Source organism: Rhizobium sp. 62_C5_N11_2, from assembly GCF_051811185.1.
Classification (GTDB): Bacteria; Pseudomonadota; Alphaproteobacteria; order Rhizobiales; family Rhizobiaceae; genus Rhizobium; species Rhizobium leguminosarum.
The window spans coordinates 3,289,639-3,310,801 of record NZ_JBPWPW010000001.1; the positions used below are offsets into that span (position 1 = coordinate 3,289,639).

A 21,163-nucleotide genomic window follows, 5' to 3' on the forward strand; every position below is an offset into this window, starting at 1 on the left:
GATTGTCGATGTCGCTGGTATTTGCCGCTGCATGGGTCAAAACGCTACGCCCTTTCTTCGTCGGCTGGAATAATGCGGCGCGACGAAAAAAGTTCCTGCCATTCCGGAACTTTTTTACCAAGGCGGCGTTAACCGCTCATTGAAGCCAATGCCGGCCTGTATGCAGGAGCCATGAATGACACTTTCTACTCGGATTGCGCCGCACCTTCCTTATCTGCGCCGCTATTCCCGCGCCCTTACCGGCACTCAGACTTCGGGCGACGCTTACGTCGCCGCCGTTCTCGAAGCCATCATCGCCGATCTGTCGATTTTCCCGGATACGGCGAATGACCGGGTCGCACTCTACAAACTGTTCACGCAACTGTTTGGTTCCACCGCAGTCCAGATTCCAGAGCCGACCTCGCCCTATGCCTGGGAGCAACGCGCCACGCTGAACCTTGCCAAGGTTTCGCCGCGCGCCCGTCAGGCCTTCCTGCTCGCCTCCGTAGAGAATTTCCGCGTCGCTGAAATCGCCGAAATCCTGGAAACCGAAGAACAGGATGTCATGCATCTGCTCGACGTGGCGTCGCAGGAGATTTCCCGTCAGGTCGCAACCGATATCATGATCATCGAGGACGAACCGCTGATCGCCATGGATATCGAGCAGATGGTCGAGAGCCTCGGCCATCGCGTCACCGGCATTGCCCGTACGCATGCCGAGGCCGTGGCGCTCTACAACAAGACCAAGCCGAGCATGGTGCTGGCCGACATCCAGCTTGCCGACGGCAGCTCCGGTATCGACGCAGTCAACGACATCCTCAAGACGTCGAGCGTGCCGGTGATCTTCATCACCGCTTTCCCGGAACGGCTTCTGACCGGCGAGCGCCCGGAACCGACTTTCCTTGTCACCAAGCCCTTCAATCCCGACATGGTCAAGGCACTGATCAGCCAAGCGCTTTTCTTCAATGAATCGACCAGAGTAGCCGCCTGAGACGCAATTTTCCGGCCTTCGGAACCAAATCGCCAAAGCAGGCGTTCCGGTGCTACCGGGACGCTCCGGTGGCTTTAACGGTTTTTGCAGCGCTTTGTTCTAGAGTTGGCAGGCGGTGTCTGTAAGGGCGCTCCCTTCAGCGACGTTCAAGATGTCACAAGGAAAGGCGGCCGCGTGAATACGACTGAACCATTGTCCGGCATGCCTTTCACCTTCGAGGGCAAAGCCGCAATGATGGAACGCGCGCTCGGCAGCGCCGGGATTTCGATCCTCTGCCAGGACGCCCGGCTGTCGATCTTTTACGCCGAAAATCTGCCGCCGCATTTCGCAGCGCTCTTTATGCCCGGCGGCAGCGACGCCGCCCTTTTCGGCGACGCCCATGGGCGATATCTGACCGCGCTGAAACACAAGGTGCTGGAAACCGGCATCCCCAACAATGCCGAAGTTGAGATCGACGTCGACGGCGAAAGGCGCACGTATGAACTGAAGATCCAGCGCACCGGCGAACGCGGCGTACATGGACTTCTGTCCGTCATGACTGAAGTCACCGAAAGCCGGCATCGCGAAAAAGTTCTGAAATCGCTGCTGCGCGAACTCTCGCACCGCTCGAAAAACCTTCTCGCCATCATCCAGGGCATTGCCACGCAGACGGCGCGCAACACGCTCTCTCTCGACAGCTTCCTCCTCAAGTTCCGCGGACGGCTGCAATCACTTTCCAACTCGCAGGACCTGATCACGGATTCCAGCTGGCGCGGCGCCTACCTCTTCGAACTCGCCGAAAAGCAGTTCGCCCCCTATTGGCCGGAGACGGCCGGCTCCATGCCGATCTATGGCATCAACGCTCACCTGACACCGAATGCTGCCGTGCATCTCGGGCTCGCCCTCCACGAACTCATCGTCAACTCCGCCTCCTTTGGCGCGATATCAGGCGGCGCCGCCTCCATCACGCTGAATTGCCGCGAAGCCATGATCAACGACAGGAAGGCAATCGAAGTCGCCTGGGCGGAAGTTCTGCACGATCAGTCGGAAGTCCACGAATTCAGCGACAACAGCTTCGGCCGCACCGTGCTGGAGCGTGTCGTGCCATCGTCGGTCAATGGCAAAGCGGAGTTGAACCTCGTTCCCGGCCGCATTGAATATCGTCTGACCATTCCGGAAACCGAATTCGAGATCTTCAAGCGAGTGTGAAAGCCCTGGAGACAATCGAGAACGAAAAACAGCCGGTGCGAGGGCGGCGCACCGGCTGTCTTCACTCACCGGGAGGGGACCGTGAGTACGTCCGGATAGTGGGTTGGGGGCGCGCATGTTGGGTCGATGCGATCACCATCCGGATATCGCAATAACGACGACATCAAACTTTGGTTCCCTGCCATCCGAAAAAAATTCGACTTTTTTGAATCTTTTTTCGGATGCCCTTCCCTCGTCGCGCGTTCAGCCGTTTTACCGATGCAGGCCGAATAAATTCTTCTAGCAAAAACAGCGGATTACTGGCGTGACAGCGAGAGAAAATCGTCAAAATTTTACCGTTTGATAAATTTTTAAACCTGAGTTACGCTTTCCCTCACAGGCCGTTTACCAATAATGAGGGAACTTCAATGGAACGACTGGAAACTGGGATTCATGCCGGCCGGCTTTCGCCCGCCGAGTATGAGGCTAATTTTTCCGATCTTCATCCGCGCCTCGACAATCACGAGGCGCTGGTCGCCGCCGACCGCTGTTATTTCTGTTATGACGCGCCGTGCATGACGGCCTGTCCCACCTCGATCGACATTCCGCTGTTCATCCGCCAAATTTCGACCGGCAATCCGATCGGCTCGGCAAAGACGATCTTCGACCAGAACATCCTCGGCGGCATGTGCGCCCGCGTCTGTCCCACCGAAGAACTCTGCGAACAGGCCTGTGTGCGCAACACGGCCGAGGAGCGGCCCGTCGAGATCGGTCGCCTGCAGCGTTATGCGACCGATGCCGCCATGCAGGCCGGCAAGCAGTTCTATGCCCGGGCCGAACCGACCGGAAAGACGATCGCCGTTGTCGGCGCAGGCCCAGCCGGCCTTGCCGCCGCCCATCGCCTGGCCGTCAAGGGCCATTCCGTCACTATCTATGATGCCAGGGAAAAATCCGGCGGCCTCAACGAATACGGCATCGCCACTTACAAGACCGTCGACGACTTCGCCCAGAAGGAAGTCGATTACGTCCTCTCGATCGGCGGCATCGAGGTCCGGCATGGGCAGCGTCTCGGCCGCGATTTCTCGCTTTCCGATCTGGAAGCGCAATATGATGGCGTCTTCCTCGGTATCGGCCTTGCCGGCGTCAACGCGCTGCGCATCGAGGGCGAGAACCTCGCAGGCGTCGACGACGCCGTCGATTTCATCGCGGCTCTCCGTCAGGCCGAAAACAAGAGCGAAATCGCCGTCGGCCGCCGCGTCGTCGTCCTTGGCGGCGGCATGACGGCGATCGACGCCGCCGTGCAGGCAAAGCTGCTCGGCGCCGAGGAGGTGACGATCTGTTACCGCCGTGGCAAGGAACACATGAACGCCTCCGAATTCGAGCAGGATCTGGCTAGCTCTAAGGGTGTCATCATCCGCCACTGGCTGGCGCCGAAATCGATCCTGTCACAGGACGGCAAAGTCGCCGCCATCGAGGTGGAATATACGAGGATTCTCGAAGGCCGCCTGGTCGGCACCGGCGAAACCGGTGTCATTGCCGCCGACCAGATCTTCAAGGCGATCGGTCAGACCTTTGACGCCTCTGGACTCGGTTCGTTGCGCATGGAATCCGGCCGCATCGCCGTCGATGGCGACGGCCATACCTCGCTCGACCGCGTCTGGGCGGGCGGCGACTGCGTCTTCGGCGGTGAAGATCTCACGGTTTCCGCCGTCGCCCACGGTCGCGACGCGGCTGAATCCATCCATCGTGCCCTGTCCGCAGCAGCCGCTCCGGCTGTCGCGGTTGCTTGAAGGGGAGAATGAACAATGGCTGATCTCCGCAATAATTTCGTCGGTATTAAATCCCCGAACCCGTTCTGGCTGGCGTCTGCGCCGCCGACCGACAAGGCCTACAATGTCGAGCGCGCCTTCAAGGCCGGCTGGGGCGGCGTGGTCTGGAAGACGCTGGGCGAGGAAGGCCCGCCCGTCGTCAACGTCAACGGCCCGCGCTACGGCGCGATCTGGGGCGCCGACCGCCGCCTGCTCGGTCTGAACAATATCGAGCTCATCACCGACCGCGACCTCTACACCAACCTGCGCGAAATGAAGCAGGTGAAGATGAACTGGCCGGACCGGGCACTGATCGCCTCGATCATGGTACCCTGCGAGGAGCAGGCCTGGAAGGCGATCCTACCCTTGGTCGAAGAGACCGGCGCCGACGGCATCGAGCTCAATTTCGGCTGTCCGCACGGCATGTCGGAGCGCGGCATGGGGTCGGCGGTCGGCCAGGTGCCGGAATATATCGAGATGGTCGTGCGCTGGTGCAAGCAGTACACCCGCATGCCCGTCATCACCAAGCTGACTCCCAACATCACCGATGTCCGCCGTCCCGCCCGCGCCGCCAAGGCCGGCGGCACCGATGCCGTGTCGCTGATCAACACGATCAATTCGATCGTCTCCGTCGATCTCGACAACTTCGCCCCCAACCCGACGGTCGGCGGCAAGGGCAGCCATGGTGGTTATTGCGGCCCGGCGGTAAAGCCGATCGCGCTCAACATGGTGGCCGAGATCGCCCGTGATCCCGAAACCTACGGCCTGCCGATCTCGGGCATCGGCGGCATCACCACCTGGCGGGACGCGGCCGAATTCCTCGTACTCGGGGCCGGCAACGTTCAGGTCTGCACGGCGGCGATGACCTACGGCTTCAAGATCGTCCAGGAGATGATCACTGGCCTCTCCGACTGGATGGACGAAAAAGGCCATCGCAGCCTCGACGACATTACCGGGCGCGCCGTCCCCAACGTCACCGACTGGCAGTATCTGAACCTCAACTACATCGCCAAGGCGAAGATCGACCAGGACGCCTGCATCAAATGCGGCCGCTGCTACATCGCCTGCGAGGATACCTCGCACCAGGCGATCACCAACTTCGTCGATGGCGCGCGTCATTTCGAGGTGATGGACGAGGAGTGCGTCGGCTGCAATCTCTGCGTCAGCGTCTGTCCGGTCGAGAACTGCATCACCATGGAGCAGCTTCCCGCCGGCACTCTCGACAAGCGCACCGGCCGCGTCGTCGACCCCAACTACGCCAACTGGACGACGCACCCGAACAACCCGATGGCGCGCCAGGCGGCGGAGTAAGGATCTGCACCGCCGCGGAAAAGATCGATCCGCGGCGTTGCAATCTTGCCGGCAACGTTCGAAAGCGTCAGGCCAGTCTACCCGCCGAATGACTTCCGATAGGCATTGGGACTCGTCCCCAGACGCCTGCGGAAATGATGGCGCATCGTCGCCAGTGTTCCAAAGCCGCTGGCGGCGGCGATATCGTCGAGCGAAACGGCAAGCTCCCTCTCCAGCAGATCGCGGGCATGCCGCAGCCGCTCCGTGAGCAACCATTCGCCGACGCTGACACCCGTTGTCGCTTCGAAGCGCCGCTGGAAGGTGCGCATGCTCATGCCGGCTCTTTTCGCAAGCAGGCTGATCGGCTGGTCCTCGGACAGGCTTTCGCGCATCCATTCGATCAGCGGCCCCAAGCGGATGCCCTCGCGCTCCTCGGGAACCGGCGCGTGAATGAACTGCGCCTGTCCGCCTTCGCGGTGCGGCGGCACGACGAGCCGTCTTGCCACGCTGTTTGCAGCCTCCGAACCGAAATCGCCGCGCACCACATGCAGGCAAAGATCAATGCCGGCGGCACTCCCCGCCGCCGTCAGCAGGCTGCCTTCATCCATGTAGAGAACGTCGGCATCAAGCCTGATGTCGGGATAACGTGCGGCGATCGAGGCGACATAGCGCCAATGTGTCGTCGCCCTGCGGTTGGCAAGCAGCCCCGATCCGGCAAGAACCGCAACGCCCGAGCAGAGCGACATGATGCGCGCGCCGCGCTGATGCGCTGCCCTGAGCGCTGCGCCGAGTGGTGCCGGTACCGGCGCATCGATTGCCCGCCAGCCGGGCACGACGATCAGGTCCGCCTCATCGAGCACCTCCAGGCCCTTGTCGACCGCGACCGTCAGTCCTCCCGCAGCGCGAAGCGGCCCCGGCTCGATGGCGCAGACGGAGAAGCGATACCAATCCTCACCCATCTCCGGGCGCGGCAGGCCGAAGACCTCGTAGGCGATGCCGAATTCGAAGGTGCAGAGCCCGTCATAGGCAAGCGCTGCGACCAGCGGTCCTTTCGTCTGCTGTGGCGATGAGTTTGGCATGATCTTTACGCTGTCAGTCATGATGGCCAATTTCGCAAAGCTTTAGCATCGGCGATACCAGGCGGCAATTCGAACCCAAGAGGAAATCGCAATGCCAAGCCCTGTCGCAGAAATCCCCGCCGCCGCCGCTGAAATCGCCGCCGCCCATTTTGGAGCCAAGCTTGCCTTCGAGACTGATTGCTCCGATGTTCACGCCGCCTTTGCGTCGGGCAAGGTCGATTTCGTTCTGCTCGACGCGCGCTCGCCGACGCTCTTTGCACAGTCCCACGTTCCCGGCGCCCTCAACCTGCCGCATGGCAAGATGACTGCGCACCGCATGTCGGCCTGGCCCTCCGACACGCTTTTCGTCGTCTATTGCGCCGGCCCGCATTGCAACGGCGCGGATAAAGCCGCACTTCGCCTCTCCCGCCTCGGCCTGTCGGTGAAACTGATGATCGGCGGCATGACCGGCTGGGCCGATGAAGGCTTCGCCTTCGAAGAGGGCGTCCCCGCTGCCGCCTGATCAGCCTCCCTTCTCCGCCTACAGCGCCGCGTGTCTTTTCAGACGCGCGGCGCTGTAGCACTTTGAATTGCTGCATAATTTTATGCAGCAGGCAGAAGGGCAAATCGCTACCGTCAGAACTCGACGACCACCTTGCCGAAAGGCCCGCGATAGAGATGATCGAGCGCCTCAGGGAATTCGTCGAAGGCATAGCGCTTGTCGATCACGGGCTTCAGCCCGGTCTGGTCGATTGCCCGCACCAGGTCTTCGAGCGCACGGCGATGGCCGACAGAAATGCCCTGGACAACAGGCGCCTTGAGCAGCAGCGGGCCGGCCGGGCCGGAAACCTCGAACCCCTCGAGCACGCCGATAACGGAAATACGGCCATTGATCGCCACCGCCTTCAGCGCCTGGTCGAGATGCGGGCCGCCGACGATCTCAAGCACGTGATCGGCGCCATAGCCGCCGGTCAACTGATAGAGTTGCTCAACCCAGTCGCCCTCATGGCGGTTGATCACGTGATCTGCGCCCAGCGCAGCGGCGCGCCCGAGCTTCTCGGCGCTGCCTGATGTGATGAAGACCACCGCGCCGTGCGCCTTGGCGATCTGCAGACCGAAGAGCGCCACGCCGCCGGTGCCTTGCACCAGCACCTTGTCGCCGGCCTTCAGACCGCCGCGTTCGATCAGTGAGAACCAGGCAGTCAGCCCGGCGCAGGGCAAGGTGCTTGCCTGCGCCGCATCGAGCGTCTCAGGCGCGCGTGAATACCATTCCTCCGACAGCACAGTATATTGCGAGAGCACGCCAGGATAGAAGCCGCCGCGTGTCTTGTAGGGTGGCGTGCGCGCATCGCCCAACCCGCGTCCGTCGATCCAGTCGGGCGAAAACGTCGAAATGACCCGATCGCCCGGCTTGAAACGGCTGACTTCGGGTCCGACCGCCTCGACGACCCCCGCCATATCGGAAGCCGGGACGAAGGGAAATTGCAGCGGCAACCCCATGCCGCTCTCCAGCACCAGCCGGTCGCGGAAATTGAGCGAGACGGCTTCCGTCCGGACCAGAACTTTGTTTCCCGAAATCGGCTCGAGCCTCCGCTCGCCGATCGTCACCTGGCGCTCCGGTCCGATCGTGTCGATCTGCCATTGCCGTGTTGTCTGCATTGTCTTGCTCCTTGTCCATTGCAGGGAGCCGAAACCATATCGTTGAATATTTCGCACCAGTTGCGATATTAATTCTCCAGAATGGTTCCAAGAAGGAAACAAATGGAACAGTTGAAGGGTATCTCGATCTTTGTCGAAGCCGTCGAGGCAGGTGGCTTTTCGGCCGCTGCCGAGCGGCTTCATCTCACGCGTTCGGCGGTCGGCAAGACCATCGCGCGGCTGGAACAGCGTCTCGGCGTGCGGCTTTTCAACCGTACGACGCGCATGCAGAGCCTGACCGAGGAAGGCCGCTTCTTCTACGAGCGCTGCCTGCGGGCGGTCGAGGAAATCCGCCTGGGCGAAGCCATGTTGGAATCCGGCCGGCGCGATGTGCGCGGCCGATTGCGCATCTCGATGCCCGTGCTCTTCGGCCGCCATTGCATCTCGCCGATTCTCGCACGCCTGCTCGATGAACATCCGAACCTCGAACTCGACCTTTCCTTCAACGACCGCATCGTCGACCTGCTCGAGGACGGCTTCGATCTTGTGATCCGCAACGGACCGCTGAAGGACAATCCGGATCTGATGGCCCGGGCGATCGCCCGCCAGCGCATGACCGTCTGCGCATCGCCCGCCTATCTGGAAAAACATGGCGCACCGCAGACAGTCTTCGATATTCCCCAGCATGAAGGCATCGTCTACAGGCGGGGCGACGATGACAAGGGTTGGATCTTTCCGACTGCAGCCGATCCCGGGCGGCGGCTGGCGCCAAAGGCGCGACTGCGGCTCGACGACCTCGCTTCGATTTCCGATGCGGCCGTCGCCGGGCGCGGTCTTGCCTGGCTGCCCTGCTGGCTGGTCCGTGAGGAGGTGCTGGCGGGCCGGCTCATTCAGGTGTTGAAGCATGAACCGGCCAATGTCTTCGATGCCCATGCCGTTTGGCTGCGCTCCCCGGTGATGCTGCCGAAGGTGCGGCTCGCGATTGATACGCTCGCCGCGGGGCTGCCGGCAATGATGGGCTGAAGCGCTCGCCACGCGTCTGCGAGCGGCGAGAAACCCATGTTATTCCTAGGCGTTTCTCTGGAAATAACGCGATGCCGCAGTATATCCGCTAGTTCGTCGTCCCTTTTGGGCGGCGGCCATATCACTCGGAAAAACGTCAGCATGTCACTTCGCAGCGCCCTCCGCGCACAAACTGCAGATTGCCACGCCGCGGTCGACACCCTCTTCGGCAGTTTCAACCTCTCACGCACCCAGGATTACAAAGCGTTCCTGCGCGCGCATGCCCGGGTCGTACCATCAGTCGAACATGCGCTTGAGGAAGCCGGAATCAACAGCCTGCTGCCGGACTGGCCGGAACGAAGACGCGCGCATCTGCTGGCCGCCGATATAAGGGAACTCGATGATCGATTGCCCGTACCGCTTCCGCGACCGGCATTGCGCTGCGAAGCGGCAGTCTGGGGTGCCGCCTATGTCCTTGAGGGCTCCAAGCTCGGCGGCGCGCTGCTCGCCAAGGCCGTGCCTGACCACTTGCCCAGCAGCTACTTGAGCCCGCAAGGGCCGAAGGGCGCCATGCGGCTTTTCATGGATCGTCTTGACGCGAGCAAGGTGGACGATCCCGGTGCTGCTGTCGCCGCAGCCCGCGATGTCTTCGATCTCTTCCTCAAAGCGGGGCAAGTCGAACTGGAAGCCGTCCCATGAGCGGCACGCACGAACCCGTCGATCTCACCAATTGCGACCGTGAGCCGATCCACCAGCTCGGCTCGGTCCAGCCCTTCGGCTTTCTCTTGGCGGTATCCTCAGACTGGATTGTCATCCGCGCCTCCGCAAATCTGGCGGAGTTTCTCGGAGTGACAGAGGCCAATGCGCTCGGCCGTCCCGTTATCTCTCTGATCAGCCCCGAAGCACTCCACGCAATCCGCAACAAACTTACCACGCTGCGCGGTTCCGACGTCGTCGAGCGTATTTTCGGCATTGCTCTGACGCCCGATCAAAACAGTTTCGACCTTGCCGTGCATCTGAACGAAGGTCAGGTCATCATCGAAGGCGAGCGCTGCCAGGAAGACCGGCACGACGCTGCGTCGCTCTCCATGCGCAGCATGATGTCCCGCCTCGATCACACGGAAACACTGGAAGCTTTCTTCCGCGAAGGCGCAAGACAGGCGCGGGCGCTCACCGGCTTCGATCGGGTCATGGTCTACCGTTTCGACGAAAGCGGTTCCGGCGAAGTGGTGGCGGAAGCCGCCCGGGCCGGCATCGGATCGTTCCTCGGGCTGCACTATCCGGCTTCCGACATTCCGGTTCAGGCGCGCGCGCTTTATCTGCGCAACCTGTTCCGCATCATTGCCGATGTCGACGCCGTCCCGGTCCCGATCCTGCCGCCGCTCGACGAGCACGGCCAGCCGCTCGACCTCTCCATGTCGGTCTTGCGTTCAGTCTCGCCGATCCATATCGAATATCTGAAAAATATGGGCGTTGGCGCCTCGCTTTCCATATCGATCGTCGTCGACGGGAAGCTTTGGGGGCTATTTGCCTGCCATCACTACGGTCCACGTCTGCCTTCGGCCCAAAGCCGCTCCACCGCCGAACTCTTCGGCCAGATGTTTGCCTCGCGCCTTGAAAGCCGCGAACGGCGACTGGCTCTCGATTACGAGACCAAGGCGCGCCGCATCGCCGACCGGCTTCTCACCTCCGTCGCAGACAATGCCAGCCTGCTCGACGATCCGGCTTGGCTGATCGAGGCGCTCGCCGACGCCATTCCTGCCGACGGGATCGGCGTCTGGATCAACGGCCGGCTGGCACTTGCCGGCATCGGGCCGGATGAGAGAAGTTTCGCAGCCCTCGTCCGACACCTCAACCGCAACGCCGCCGGCCGCATCTACGCCGTGGACAGGCTCGCGGAAACCTATCCGGATCTTGAGGTCGACGATGCGGTGGCAGGCATGCTCGCCATCCCGATCTCACGATCGCCGCGCGATTATGTCGTGCTTTTCCGTCAGGAATTGGTGCGCACCGTTCGCTGGGGCGGCGACCCGCACAAGCCGGTGGAATACGGGCCCAATGGCCCGCGGCTGACACCGCGCAAGAGTTTCGAGGCCTGGTCGGAACTGGTGCGTGGCCGCTCCCTCCCCTTCACGGAAGCAGAGCGCCGTGTCGCCGAAACCATCCGCGTCACATTGATCGAGGTGGTGTTGCGCCTCACCGACGAGGTCAGCATGGCGCGCCAGACGGCAAACGAGCGTCAGGAATTGCTGATCGCCGAGCTGAACCACCGCGTCCGCAACATATTGAGCCTCATCACCGGCATCATTCGGCAGTCGCAGGCAACGTCGGTCAGCCTTGGCGATTACATTCGCCAGCTCGAGGGCCGCATCCAGTCGCTCGCCCGCGCCCATGACCAGATCACCCGCGATCATTGGGCGCCCGCTTCGCTCCGGCAATTGCTGCTGGCAGAGACCGCCGCCTATCTGGGGAAAAATGCGCAACGCATTCAGATGGGCGGCGAGGACGTGCTGCTGGAACCGCAGGCTTTTTCCACCGCCGCCCTTGTCTTCCATGAGCTGATGACCAACAGCGCCAAATATGGCAGCCTTTCCGGTACCGGCAGCGGCACGGTCCAACTCCGCTGGCATCGCGACGACGAGGGTAATCTGCGCATTGGCTGGCGCGAAAAGGATGGCCCGCCCGTCGTCGAACCCAAACGTCATGGCTTCGGTTCGACCATCATCCGCCGCTCGATCCCCTATGACCTTGGCGGCAAGGCGGAGGTCCGCTACGTCGAGGATGGGCTCGAGGCCGATTTCTCTATTCCGGCGCGACATGTCGTCGGCCCGACGAGCGAACGGTCAAATCCGCTTCCCGTCGGAGCGACCGGACGCAAGACGATTCCCGACGATCAGCCGCTCTCCGGCCTGAACGTGCTACTGGTGGAAAATAATCTGATCATCGCCATGGATGGCGAAGACATCCTGCGCCGCCTGGGCGCCGACGTAGCAACGGCACCAAGTGTCACTGAGGCGATGGAAATTCTCGCCGGCCAGTCCTTCGATCTGGCGCTTCTCGATGTCAATCTTGGCGATGAGACGAGTTTCGGGATTGCCGACCGGCTGGCAGCCGATGGCGTGCCCTTCGTTTTTGCCACGGGGTATGGGGAAGGCATCGCCCAGGCAAACAGCCACTCGGACGCGCCTGTGCTACAGAAGCCTTATACGATGGAAGGCGTGACGGATATTCTTGCCCGGGTGCCGCTTCCGAGGAGAGAGTAAAACTCTCAGCCGCCAAGGGGATCCGGTCGCAGCCCGCCGATGAAGAGCTGTTCCAGAAACCGCGCCGCATCCTCGAAACGCCCTTCGCCGGAATGTTCCTGCCCCAGCACGGCACGCACCTGGACGTCGAAATCGGCGTAATGTTGCGTCGTCGACCAGATGGAGAAGATCAGGTGGTAGGGATCGCATTTGACGATCTTGCCGGCTTTCGCCCAGGCGCGGATGACCTCGGCTTTCTCATCGACCAACTCCTTCAGCGGCCCCTTCAGCTCGTCCTCGATATGCGGCGCGCCCTGCAGCACCTCATTGGCGAAGAGCCGGCTTTCGCGCGGAAAGTCGCGCGCCATTTCCAGCTTGCGACGGATGTAGCTACGGATTTCCGCTTCGGGATTGCCCTCGGCGTCGAAGGCCCGTAACGGCTCCAGCCAGGTGTAGAGCACCCGGTCGATCAGCGCCCGGTGCATGGCTTCCTTGGTGCGGAAGTAATAGAGCAGGTTGGGTTTCGACATGCCGGCCACTTCGGCGATCTGGTCGATGGTCGAGCCGCGGAAGCCGCTTGCCGAAAACACGTCGAGCGCCGCTTCCAGGATCTGCTCTTCCTTCTCCTCCTGGATTCGCGTCCGCCTCAGGGTTTTCGCTGCTCTCGGTATGGTCACAGGCTGTCGTTTCCCCTTGAAATTCAACTTCTTCGCTCAAATTTGGGTTGGGGACGACCCTCGCCGCGTCCTTGAGCAACTGCCCGCATTTTTATCAGCAATTTTCGTGATTTTCGTCTTGAGCCCGGCGGTGGAAGTTGTAATGTTTACCAATCGGTCAAATTATCCGTCAGATGCAAAACAAAGGCAACTGGCGATTTTCCGGCACTCGACAAAACCAATAAGGGGGCGCAGGAAAGGACCACGGGAACAGGCGGGCATGCCTCTTTGCATGACTGCCGCAAACAGGTGAGGGCATAAAGAATGGTGGCAGCACCAGGCGAGAACATGCGCGTCAATGGCGACCGTCTCTGGGACAGTCTCATGGACATGGCGAAGATCGGCCCCGGCATCGCTGGCGGCAACAATCGCCAGACGCTGACGGATGCCGATGCGCAGGGCCGCAGCCTTTTCAAAAAATGGTGTGACGATGCCGGTTTGACCATGGGTATCGACCGCATGGGCACGATGTTCGCCACCCGCCCGGGCACCGATCCCGATGCCCTGCCCGTCTATGTCGGTTCGCATCTCGACACCCAGCCGACCGGCGGCAAATATGACGGTGTGCTCGGCGTGCTTGCGGCCCTCGAAGTCGTCCGCACCATGAACGATCTCGGCATCAAGACCAAACATCCGATCGTCGTTACCAACTGGACGAATGAGGAAGGCGCGCGTTTTGCCCCTGCCATGCTGGCGTCAGGCGTTTTCGCCGGGGTGCACAGCCTTGACTTTGCCTATAACCGCAGGGACCCCGACGGCAATCTGTTCGGCGACGAACTGAAGCGCATCGGCTGGGTCGGCGATGAAGAAGTGGGCGCCCGCAAGATGCACGCCTATTTCGAATATCACATCGAGCAGGGGCCTATTCTCGAAGCCGAGGAAAAGCAGATCGGCGTCGTCACCCATTGCCAGGGCCTCTGGTGGCTGGAATTCACGCTGACCGGCAAGGAAGCCCATACCGGTTCGACACCGATGAACCTGCGCGTCAATGCCGGTCTCGCCATGGCCCGCATTCTGGAAATGGTCCAGGACGTGGCGATGGGCGAACAGCCAGGCGCCGTCGGCGGCGTCGGACAGGTATTCTTCTCGCCGAATTCGCGCAACGTGCTGCCCGGCAAAGTGGTCTTCACCGTCGACATCCGCTCGCCTGACAAGGAGAAGCTTGATCGCATGCGGGCAAAGATCGAGGCGAAGGCGCCTGAGATCACCGATGCGCTCGGTGTCGGCTGTTCCATCGAAGCGATCGGCCACTTCGAGCCGATCACCTTCGATCCGAAACTGGTCACGTCGGTGCGCGAAGCCGCCGAGCGGCTCGGCTATAGCCACATGAACATCATCTCCGGCGCCGGCCACGACGCCTGCTGGGCCGCCAAGGTGGCCCCTGCGACGATGGTCATGTGCCCCTGCGTCGGCGGGCTCTCGCACAACGAGGCGGAGGAAATCTCCAAGGAATGGGCGACGGCCGGAGCCGATGTGTTGTTCCATGCGGTGGTCGAGACGGCGGAGATCGTTACGTGACAACCGATCCGGACGCAGATCTGGACAGCATGAGCCACACCGACCTGTTGTCGGCGGCACGCGTCATGCGCCAGACGATCCGCATCCATCGGGATACGTCGGGACACGAACTCTGTTGGCATCATCCCGATTTGTGGGCGCTCCTGCCTGATACCCCGATTGGTGGTCAGATCGTGCCCGATTGGCCTCAATTCATGCGCGGCTGCATCCGCTACCGCCAGTCATTGGATAACCAGCTTGCGCAGGCACCGCGCAGCCACAGGGAGTTCGGAGAATGAGCACAGTCATCAAAAACGGCACCATCGTCACTGCCGACCTCACCTACAAAGCCGACGTCAAGATCGACGGCGGCAAGATCATCGAGATCGGGCCGAACCTCTCGGGCGACGAGACGCTGGATGCGACCGGCTGTTACGTCATGCCGGGCGGCATCGATCCGCACACGCATCTCGAAATGCCCTTCATGGGCACCTATTCCTCCGACGATTTCGAAAGCGGCACGCGCGCCGCCCTTTCCGGCGGCACGACGATGGTGGTCGATTTCGCCCTGCCCGCCCCCGGCCAGTCGCTGCTCGAGGCGCTGACCATGTGGGACAACAAATCGACCCGCGCCAATTGCGACTATTCCTTCCACATGGCGGTCACCTGGTGGAGCGAGCAGGTCTTCAAGGAGATGGAGACCATCGTCCGCGACAAGGGCATCAACACCTTCAAGCACTTCATGGCCTACAAGGGCGCGCTGATGGTGGACGATGACGAGATGTTCGCGTCGTTCCAGCGCTGCGCCGAACTCGGCGCTCTGCCGCTGGTGCACGCCGAAAACGGCGACGTCGTCGCCTCGATGTCGGCAAAGCTGCTCGCCGAGGGCAATAACGGCCCCGAGGCGCATGCCTATTCCCGCCCGGCCGAGGTGGAAGGCGAAGCCACCAACCGCGCCATCATGATCGCCGATATGGCCGGTTGCCCGGTCTATATCGTCCACACCTCCTGCGAACAGGCACACGAGGCGATCCGCCGCGCCCGCGCCAAAGGCATGCGTGTCTATGGCGAACCGCTGATCCAGCACCTGACGCTCGACGAGAGCGAATATTCCAATCCCGACTGGGATCATGCGGCTCGCCGGGTGATGTCGCCACCCTTCCGCAACAAGCAGCATCAGGACTCGCTTTGGGCAGGCCTTGCCTCCGGCTCGCTGCAGGTGGTCGCCACCGACCATTGCGCCTTCACCACGGCGCAGAAGCGCTTCGGCGTCGGCGATTTCACCAAGATCCCGAACGGCACCGGCGGCCTCGAAGACCGCATGCCGATGCTCTGGACGCATGGCGTCAACACCGGCCGGCTGACGATGAACGAATTCGTCGCCGTCACCTCGACCAACATCGCCAAGATTCTCAACATCTATCCGAAGAAGGGCGCGATCCTTGTCGGCGCCGATGCCGACATCGTCGTCTGGGACCCGCAACGTTCCAAGACCATTTCGTCCAAGGCCCAGCAGTCGGCGATCGACTACAACGTCTTCGAAGGCAAGGAAGTAACCGGCCTGCCCCGCTACACGCTGACACGCGGCGTCGTGGCGATCGAGGAAGGCGCGATCAAGACCCGCGAGGGCCACGGCGAATTCGTCAGGCGCGAACCGGTCACGGCTGTCAGCAAGGCGCTTTCCCAGTGGAAGGACATCACCGCGCCGCGCAAGGTGACTCGCAGCGGCATTCCGGCAAGCGGCGTATGACGATGGCGCATGACGATACGGCCATCAATCGGAGACCGCTTCCTCTATGCCAATGACCTCACGCCGGCACCAAAGCGTCCAACTCCGGCAGAAGCACGACGCTTTCCTGCTCGTTCGGATCGGTGCGCGCGATGATCGCCGTGCACGGCGTGCTGCTGAGGTTCGCCGGCAGGTGCGGCACACCGGCCGGGATATAGAAAAGTTCGCCGGCATGGACGATGACGTGATGCTCAAGTTCGTCTCCGTACCAGGTATGGGCCTCGCCGGAGAGCATGTAGATCGCCGTCTCGTGCGCCTCGTGCAGATGCGCCTTGGCGCGCACGCCCGGCGGGATCGTCAGAAGGTGCATGCAGATACCCTTGGCGCCGACCGTCTCGGCGGCGATGCCTGCGAAATAGCTGAGCCCCTGCTTGCCGTCATAGGCATGATTGGGGCGAACGATGTGGCAGGTGGGCTTTGATGTCGCGTCCATCCTCATCCTCCATGGAGTGTGTCGTCGATAAAACCGGCGGTAATGATAACATGCAAACCGCGCTCCCGCGGGGAAAACAAGACTGGTCGCATTGATGCAAGCACCCTCCGTCGTATCCGCCAAGGATCTCTGTCTCACCTACCAGGCGAATGACGGCCCGGTGCGTGCACTGAGCAATGTCAATCTCGACGTCCGCAAGGGCGATTTCGTTTCTTTCATCGGTCCATCGGGCTGCGGCAAGACCACTTTCCTGCGTGTCATCGCCGATCTCGAAAAGAGCACTTCGGGCGAGATTTCGATCAATGGCATGACGCCGGAGGAAGCCCGCAAGGCCCGTGCCTATGGCTATGTCTTCCAGGCGCCGGCGCTCTATCCCTGGCGCACCATCGAAAACAACATCGCCCTGCCGCTGGAGATCATGGGCTATTCCAGCGCCGACCGGACGAGGCGCGTCGCCGAAGCGCTCGATCTCGTCAGTCTTTCGGGCTTCGAGAAGAAATTCCCCTGGCAGCTTTCCGGCGGCATGCAGCAGCGCGCCTCGATCGCCCGTGCGCTCGCCTTCGACGCCGACCTGCTGTTGATGGACGAGCCCTTCGGCGCCCTGGACGAGATCGTGCGCGACCATCTGAACGAAGAGCTGCTGAAACTCTGGACCCGCACCAACAAGACAATCTGCTTCGTCACTCATTCCATCCCCGAGGCGGTCTATCTCTCGACCAAGATCGTGGTGATGTCTCCGCGCCCGGGCCGCGTGACCGATATCATCGACTCGACCCTGCCGGCCGAGCGCCCGCTCGACATCCGCGAAACTCCCGAGTTCCTGGAGATTGCCCATCGCGTCCGCGAAGGGCTGAGGACGGGGCACGCATGAGGAATAGGGGTTTGATTTCCGGGCTCTGCAGGCTCAACACCACATGGGAGCGAATCCCATGAAAGCCGACACCCTCAAGGACAAGATCGTCCCCGTCACCACCATCCTGCTGGCGCTCGTCGTCATCTGGTATGTCGCCGCCATCCTCATGAACGCGCCGTTCCAGCGCGACATGGACGGCCGCGCCGGCGCCACACCTTCGACCCTCGAATTCATCGGCAAGACGCTCGCCCAGCCGAAGCCGATCCTGCCGGCGCCGCACCAGGTGGCGCAGAACGTCTACGAGAACACCTTCCTGCGCAGCCTTTCGAGCAACCGCAGCCTCGTCTATCACAGCTGGGTAACGCTCTCCTCCACTCTGCTCGGATTCGGCTTCGGCATGCTGCTCGGCATCCTTCTCGCCGTATTGATCGTCCATAACCGCGCCATGGACCGCTCGCTGATGCCCTGGCTGGTGGCGAGCCAGACCATACCGATCCTCGCCATCGCGCCGATGATCGTCATCATCTCTTATAACGTGCTGACCGGCGACAATTCCGTTGCACATCTCCTCAATCTCGATTCCGACGCCTCCCGCCTCGTCTCGAAGGCGCTGATCTCCACCTACCTCTCCTTCTTTCCGGTCGCCGTCGGCATGGTGAAGGGTCTGCGTTCGCCCGAGATCATGCATCTCGACCTGATGCGCACCTACTATGCCAGCCCGATGCAGACCTTCTGGAAGCTGCGCGTTCCCGCGTCGATCCCTTTCCTCTTCACCTCGATGAAGGTTGCGATCGCCGCCAGCCTCGTCGGCGCCATCGTCGGGGAGTTGCCGACGGGTGCTGTCGCCGGCATCGGCTCGAAGCTGCTCGCCGGCTCCTATTACAGCCAGACCATCGATATCTGGGCGGCACTTGTCGCCGGATCGCTGCTGGCCGGCATCCTGGTTGCGATTGTCGGCGTTGCGGCGAAAATCGTCGACCGCGCCATGGGCGGGAGGCCGGCATGAGACATCTGACCTTCTCCTGGCAAGGCGTGGTTGCTCTCCTCCTCTGCATCGGGGCACTGACGGCCCTGCCGCTCCTGGCCGAGGGCGCGACGCGACCCCTCACCGACGGCACGGCAAGCCTCATCTTCATCATCGTCATCGCGGCTGCCCTGCTGTCCCTAGCGCCGCAACCGCCGGCCTATCGAGCCACCGTGCTGTTTATCGGCGCGCATGGCGCCGCCTGGATGCTGCTTTCCGCTCTTTCCGGCAACGAGGGCGCAGGGACGCGGGCTTTCTTCCTACTGCTCTTCGCCTGCTGGCTGCTTGCCTGGCGATGCGTCACCGAGCTGTCGAAACTGCAGCCCGTCACCACTTTCGGCAAGTCGACACTGCAGTTGCTGATCCCGGCGATCTTCGGCGCCTGGATCCTCATTCTCTGGGAGGCGGTCACGCGTGGCGCCGGCGTTCCCTTCATCCTGCTGCCGCCACCGAGCGCCATCGGCGCGCGGTTCATGGCGTCGCTGCCGATCCTCGGCGCGGACGTCAGGCAGACGATCTTCAAGGCGGTGCTGATCGGTTATATCGTCGGCTGCCTCAGTGGCTTCGTCGTCGCGGTGCTCGCCGACCGCATCGCCTTCTTGCGCCGCGGCCTTCTGCCGATCGGCAACATGGTTTCGGCCCTGCCGATCATCGGCGTCGCCCCTGTCATGGTCATGTGGTTCGGCTTCGACTGGCCGTCGAAGGCCGCCGTCGTCATCATCATGACCTTCTTCCCGATGCTGGTGAATACCGTCGCCGGCCTTGCCGCCTCCGGCAGCATGGAGCGCGACCTGATGCGCACCTATGCCTCAGGCTATTGGCAGACGCTGCTGAAGCTCAGGCTTCCAGCGGCAATGCCCTTCATTTTCAACGCACTGAAGATCAACTCGACGCTGGCGCTGATTGGTGCCATCGTTGCGGAATTCTTCGGAACGCCGATCGTCGGCATGGGCTTCCGCATCTCCACCGAGATCGGCCGCATGAATGTCGACATGGTCTGGGCGGAAATCGCCGTCGCGGCGCTGGCCGGCTCGATCTTCTATGGCATCATCGCCCTGACCGAACGGGCGGTGACGTTCTGGCATCCGTCTATCCGTGGTGGCTAGGCGCGCACGGGCTCCAGAAACGGATCCCGGGCATAACTTCAGAGGGTAAGGATAAGAAAATGAGAAAGTTGATGGTTGCAATGATGGCGAGCGCGATGTCGCTTGCATCGGCCCATGCCATGGCCGCCGACAAGGTGGTGCTGCAGCTGAAATGGGTCACGCAGAGCCAGTTCGGCGGTTACTACGTCGCCAAGGACAAGGGCTTCTATAAGGAGGAAGGCCTCGACGTCGACATCAAGCCAGGCGGCCCCGATATCGCCCCCGAGCAGGTGATCGCCGGCGGCGGCGCCGATGTCATCGTCGACTGGATGGGCGGCGCCCTGGTTGCCCGCGAAAAGGGCGTTCCGCTCGTCAACATCGCCCAGCCCTACCAGAAGGCTGGCCTGGAAATGGTCTGCCGCAAGGACGGCCCGATCAAGACCGAAGCCGACTTCAAGGGCCACACGCTCGGCGTCTGGTTCTTCGGCAACGAGTATCCCTTCTTCGCCTGGATGAACAAGCTCGGCCTGTCCACAGAAGGCGGTCCGAACGGCGTCACCGTGCTGAAGCAGAGCTTCGATGTGCAGCCGCTCGTCCAGAAGCAGGCCGACTGCATCTCCGTCATGACCTATAACGAATACTGGCAGGCGATCGATGCCGGCTTCAAGCCGGAAGAACTGACGGTCTTCAATTACACTGAAATGGGCAACGACCTTCTTGAAGACGGCCTCTATGCCATGGAAGACAAGCTGAAGGACCCGGCCTTCAAGGAGAAGATGGTCAAGTTCGTCCGCGCTTCGATGAAGGGCTGGAAATATGCCACCGAGAATCCCGACGAAGCCGCCGAGATCGTCATGGACAATGGCGGCCAGGACGACAACCATCAGAAGCGCATGATGGGTGAAGTCGCCAAGCTGGTCGGCGACAGCTCCGGCAAGCTGGATGAGGCGCTCTATGCCCGCACGGCAAAGGCGCTGCTCGACCAGAAGATCATCAGCAAGGAGCCATCAGGCGCCTGGACGCACGACATCACCGACGCCGCTTCCAAGTAGTTTCGGCAAGATGCTAAGCGAAACGCGCGGGAGTTTTCCCGCGCGTTTTATCTTTTTCTAAAGCGCGTCGCGATCTTTCAATTTCGCTTGTTGCGCTTTAGGTCTTTGTTTTTACGCATGTCGATATCGCAAAACCGCTGCACACTTTTGCGCGACATGCTCTGGAGCATGATGCCGAAAAGTGTACGCGGGTTTCGGACGACATCGTGCTCTATTTATTTGATTTGGATGGTGATTCAGATTTGAGGCCGGTCGACCTAAATCATCAGCAGCCGGCAACCGAAAAAAATCCCTTGCAACTGTCGCATTTATCGGGCGTCAAACGTCTTAGAGATAGAGGCGCGATCAATCTTCGTAATGTTGACATAACCTTGCGGTGATTGATTGACGTCAGAATGGTAATTATTATCGCCTAATGGGGAATTGTTTTCTGCCGGACTTGTAGATCGAGCAAATCGATACCACCTACAAACCGAATTTGCCGACGAGGGATGAAGACGGCAAAGGATCGGCGGATACCTCTGAGAATGCAGGAAGGG

The 21,163-nt window shown here is 61.6% G+C and carries 19 protein-coding genes; 15 read left to right on the forward strand and 4 right to left on the reverse strand.

Annotated features, from left to right (window positions below; translation table 11 throughout):
* Positions 1 to 175 precede the first annotated feature (175 nt).
* From AB8B31_RS16490 to preA, 4 genes are all read left to right on the forward strand, one after another.
* A complete protein-coding gene (locus AB8B31_RS16490; protein WP_018243259.1) occupies positions 176 to 970 on the forward strand; it encodes a response regulator in 795 nt (264 codons plus the stop codon).
* Positions 971 to 1,162: 192 nt separating this feature from the next.
* The gene (locus tag AB8B31_RS16495) at positions 1,163 to 2,158 is read left to right on the forward strand and encodes a sensor histidine kinase (protein ID WP_018243260.1); all 996 of its coding nucleotides are present in this window, start codon (positions 1,163 to 1,165) and stop codon (positions 2,156 to 2,158) included.
* Positions 2,159 to 2,565: 407 nt separating this feature from the next.
* Positions 2,566 to 3,927, forward strand: a complete 1,362-nt coding sequence (locus tag AB8B31_RS16500; RefSeq protein ID WP_018243261.1) for an NAD(P)-dependent oxidoreductase — start codon at positions 2,566 to 2,568, stop codon at positions 3,925 to 3,927.
* A 15-nt stretch (positions 3,928 to 3,942) separates the two neighbouring features.
* On the forward strand, positions 3,943 to 5,256 hold the full coding sequence (gene preA / locus AB8B31_RS16505; RefSeq protein WP_018243262.1) for an NAD-dependent dihydropyrimidine dehydrogenase subunit PreA: 1,314 nt from the start codon (positions 3,943 to 3,945) through the stop codon (positions 5,254 to 5,256).
* Between the two features lie 77 nt (positions 5,257 to 5,333).
* On the opposite strand, the gene ftrA is transcribed toward preA, so the two are convergent.
* Positions 5,334 to 6,335 (reverse strand): transcriptional regulator FtrA, encoded by a 1,002-nt coding sequence (gene ftrA / locus AB8B31_RS16510; RefSeq protein WP_018243263.1) that lies wholly within the window; start codon positions 6,333 to 6,335, stop codon positions 5,334 to 5,336.
* Between the two features lie 70 nt (positions 6,336 to 6,405).
* Between ftrA and AB8B31_RS16515 the strand changes: the two genes are divergently transcribed.
* Positions 6,406 to 6,816 carry a rhodanese-like domain-containing protein gene (locus tag AB8B31_RS16515; RefSeq protein WP_018243264.1) on the forward strand — a complete coding sequence of 137 codons (411 nt, stop codon included), beginning with the start codon at positions 6,406 to 6,408 and terminating at the stop codon, positions 6,814 to 6,816.
* Between the two features lie 113 nt (positions 6,817 to 6,929).
* On the opposite strand, the gene AB8B31_RS16520 is transcribed toward AB8B31_RS16515, so the two are convergent.
* Positions 6,930 to 7,952 (reverse strand): zinc-dependent alcohol dehydrogenase family protein, encoded by a 1,023-nt coding sequence (locus AB8B31_RS16520; protein WP_018243265.1) that lies wholly within the window; start codon positions 7,950 to 7,952, stop codon positions 6,930 to 6,932.
* Between the two features lie 102 nt (positions 7,953 to 8,054).
* On the opposite strand from AB8B31_RS16520, the gene AB8B31_RS16525 reads away from it, so the two are divergent.
* The 3 genes from AB8B31_RS16525 to AB8B31_RS16535 all read left to right on the forward strand — a co-directional run bounded on the left by AB8B31_RS16525 (position 8,055) and on the right by AB8B31_RS16535 (position 12,196).
* A complete protein-coding gene (locus AB8B31_RS16525) occupies positions 8,055 to 8,954 on the forward strand; it encodes a LysR family transcriptional regulator (RefSeq protein WP_018243266.1) in 900 nt (299 codons plus the stop codon).
* A 141-nt stretch (positions 8,955 to 9,095) separates the two neighbouring features.
* Entirely contained in the window at positions 9,096 to 9,632 is a 537-nt protein-coding gene (locus AB8B31_RS16530; RefSeq protein WP_026188502.1) for a biliverdin-producing heme oxygenase, read from the forward strand.
* Positions 9,629 to 12,196 carry an HWE histidine kinase domain-containing protein gene (locus AB8B31_RS16535; RefSeq protein WP_018243268.1) on the forward strand — a complete coding sequence of 856 codons (2,568 nt, stop codon included), beginning with the start codon at positions 9,629 to 9,631 and terminating at the stop codon, positions 12,194 to 12,196. The genes AB8B31_RS16530 and AB8B31_RS16535 overlap by 4 nt, the downstream gene beginning before the upstream one ends.
* Before the next feature lie 5 nt (positions 12,197 to 12,201).
* On the opposite strand, the gene AB8B31_RS16540 is transcribed toward AB8B31_RS16535, so the two are convergent.
* Positions 12,202 to 12,879 (reverse strand): TetR family transcriptional regulator C-terminal domain-containing protein, encoded by a 678-nt coding sequence (locus AB8B31_RS16540; RefSeq protein ID WP_018243269.1) that lies wholly within the window; start codon positions 12,877 to 12,879, stop codon positions 12,202 to 12,204.
* A 276-nt stretch (positions 12,880 to 13,155) separates the two neighbouring features.
* Here AB8B31_RS16540 and AB8B31_RS16545 point away from each other — a divergent pair, with 276 nt between their 5' ends.
* The 3 genes from AB8B31_RS16545 to hydA are packed head-to-tail and all read left to right on the forward strand — an operon-like array spanning position 13,156 to position 16,138.
* A complete protein-coding gene (locus tag AB8B31_RS16545; RefSeq protein WP_018243270.1) occupies positions 13,156 to 14,409 on the forward strand; it encodes a Zn-dependent hydrolase in 1,254 nt (417 codons plus the stop codon).
* Complete coding sequence (locus AB8B31_RS16550) at positions 14,406 to 14,687, forward strand: hypothetical protein (RefSeq protein ID WP_018243271.1); 282 nt, start codon at positions 14,406 to 14,408, stop codon at positions 14,685 to 14,687. Before AB8B31_RS16545 ends, AB8B31_RS16550 begins: the two co-directional genes overlap by 4 nt.
* The gene (gene hydA, locus AB8B31_RS16555) at positions 14,684 to 16,138 is read left to right on the forward strand and encodes a dihydropyrimidinase (protein WP_018243272.1); all 1,455 of its coding nucleotides are present in this window, start codon (positions 14,684 to 14,686) and stop codon (positions 16,136 to 16,138) included. The genes AB8B31_RS16550 and hydA overlap by 4 nt, the downstream gene beginning before the upstream one ends.
* 58 nt (positions 16,139 to 16,196) lie before the next feature.
* On the opposite strand, the gene AB8B31_RS16560 is transcribed toward hydA, so the two are convergent.
* Positions 16,197 to 16,610 (reverse strand): cupin domain-containing protein, encoded by a 414-nt coding sequence (locus tag AB8B31_RS16560; RefSeq protein ID WP_018243273.1) that lies wholly within the window; start codon positions 16,608 to 16,610, stop codon positions 16,197 to 16,199.
* 94 nt (positions 16,611 to 16,704) lie between these two features.
* Here AB8B31_RS16560 and AB8B31_RS16565 point away from each other — a divergent pair, with 94 nt between their 5' ends.
* From AB8B31_RS16565 to AB8B31_RS16580, 4 genes are read left to right on the forward strand one after another with little or no spacing between them, the layout of a single operon-like run.
* Positions 16,705 to 17,481 carry an ABC transporter ATP-binding protein gene (locus AB8B31_RS16565; protein ID WP_018446866.1) on the forward strand — a complete coding sequence of 259 codons (777 nt, stop codon included), beginning with the start codon at positions 16,705 to 16,707 and terminating at the stop codon, positions 17,479 to 17,481.
* Between the two features lie 58 nt (positions 17,482 to 17,539).
* Positions 17,540 to 18,469, forward strand: a complete 930-nt coding sequence (locus tag AB8B31_RS16570; protein WP_439007468.1) for an ABC transporter permease — start codon at positions 17,540 to 17,542, stop codon at positions 18,467 to 18,469.
* The gene (locus AB8B31_RS16575; RefSeq protein WP_018243276.1) at positions 18,466 to 19,593 is read left to right on the forward strand and encodes an ABC transporter permease; all 1,128 of its coding nucleotides are present in this window, start codon (positions 18,466 to 18,468) and stop codon (positions 19,591 to 19,593) included. Before AB8B31_RS16570 ends, AB8B31_RS16575 begins: the two co-directional genes overlap by 4 nt.
* A gap of 59 nt (positions 19,594 to 19,652) precedes the next feature.
* Positions 19,653 to 20,624, forward strand: a complete 972-nt coding sequence (locus AB8B31_RS16580; RefSeq protein WP_018243277.1) for an ABC transporter substrate-binding protein — start codon at positions 19,653 to 19,655, stop codon at positions 20,622 to 20,624.
* Positions 20,625 to 21,163: the final 539 nt, after the last annotated feature.

What these genes read in the sequence shown, in the direction of transcription:
- AB8B31_RS16490 (WP_018243259.1), top strand. Translation starts at nt 176, where the DNA reads ATGACACTTTCTACTCGGATTGCGCCGCACCTTCCTTATCTGCGCCGC.
- AB8B31_RS16500 (WP_018243261.1), top strand. Translation starts at nt 2,566, where the DNA reads ATGGAACGACTGGAAACTGGGATTCATGCCGGCCGGCTTTCGCCCGCC.
- preA (WP_018243262.1), top strand. Translation starts at nt 3,943, where the DNA reads ATGGCTGATCTCCGCAATAATTTCGTCGGTATTAAATCCCCGAACCCG.
- ftrA (WP_018243263.1), bottom strand. Translation starts at nt 6,335, where the DNA reads ATGACTGACAGCGTAAAGATCATGCCAAACTCATCGCCACAGCAGACG.
- AB8B31_RS16515 (WP_018243264.1), top strand. Translation starts at nt 6,406, where the DNA reads ATGCCAAGCCCTGTCGCAGAAATCCCCGCCGCCGCCGCTGAAATCGCC.
- AB8B31_RS16520 (WP_018243265.1), bottom strand. Translation starts at nt 7,952, where the DNA reads ATGCAGACAACACGGCAATGGCAGATCGACACGATCGGACCGGAGCGC.
- AB8B31_RS16525 (WP_018243266.1), top strand. Translation starts at nt 8,055, where the DNA reads ATGGAACAGTTGAAGGGTATCTCGATCTTTGTCGAAGCCGTCGAGGCA.
- AB8B31_RS16530 (WP_026188502.1), top strand. Translation starts at nt 9,096, where the DNA reads ATGTCACTTCGCAGCGCCCTCCGCGCACAAACTGCAGATTGCCACGCC.
- AB8B31_RS16535 (WP_018243268.1), top strand. Translation starts at nt 9,629, where the DNA reads ATGAGCGGCACGCACGAACCCGTCGATCTCACCAATTGCGACCGTGAG.
- AB8B31_RS16545 (WP_018243270.1), top strand. Translation starts at nt 13,156, where the DNA reads ATGGTGGCAGCACCAGGCGAGAACATGCGCGTCAATGGCGACCGTCTC.
- hydA (WP_018243272.1), top strand. Translation starts at nt 14,684, where the DNA reads ATGAGCACAGTCATCAAAAACGGCACCATCGTCACTGCCGACCTCACC.
- AB8B31_RS16560 (WP_018243273.1), bottom strand. Translation starts at nt 16,610, where the DNA reads ATGGACGCGACATCAAAGCCCACCTGCCACATCGTTCGCCCCAATCAT.
- AB8B31_RS16565 (WP_018446866.1), top strand. Translation starts at nt 16,705, where the DNA reads ATGCAAGCACCCTCCGTCGTATCCGCCAAGGATCTCTGTCTCACCTAC.
- AB8B31_RS16570 (WP_439007468.1), top strand. Translation starts at nt 17,540, where the DNA reads ATGAAAGCCGACACCCTCAAGGACAAGATCGTCCCCGTCACCACCATC.
- AB8B31_RS16575 (WP_018243276.1), top strand. Translation starts at nt 18,466, where the DNA reads ATGAGACATCTGACCTTCTCCTGGCAAGGCGTGGTTGCTCTCCTCCTC.
- AB8B31_RS16580 (WP_018243277.1), top strand. Translation starts at nt 19,653, where the DNA reads ATGAGAAAGTTGATGGTTGCAATGATGGCGAGCGCGATGTCGCTTGCA.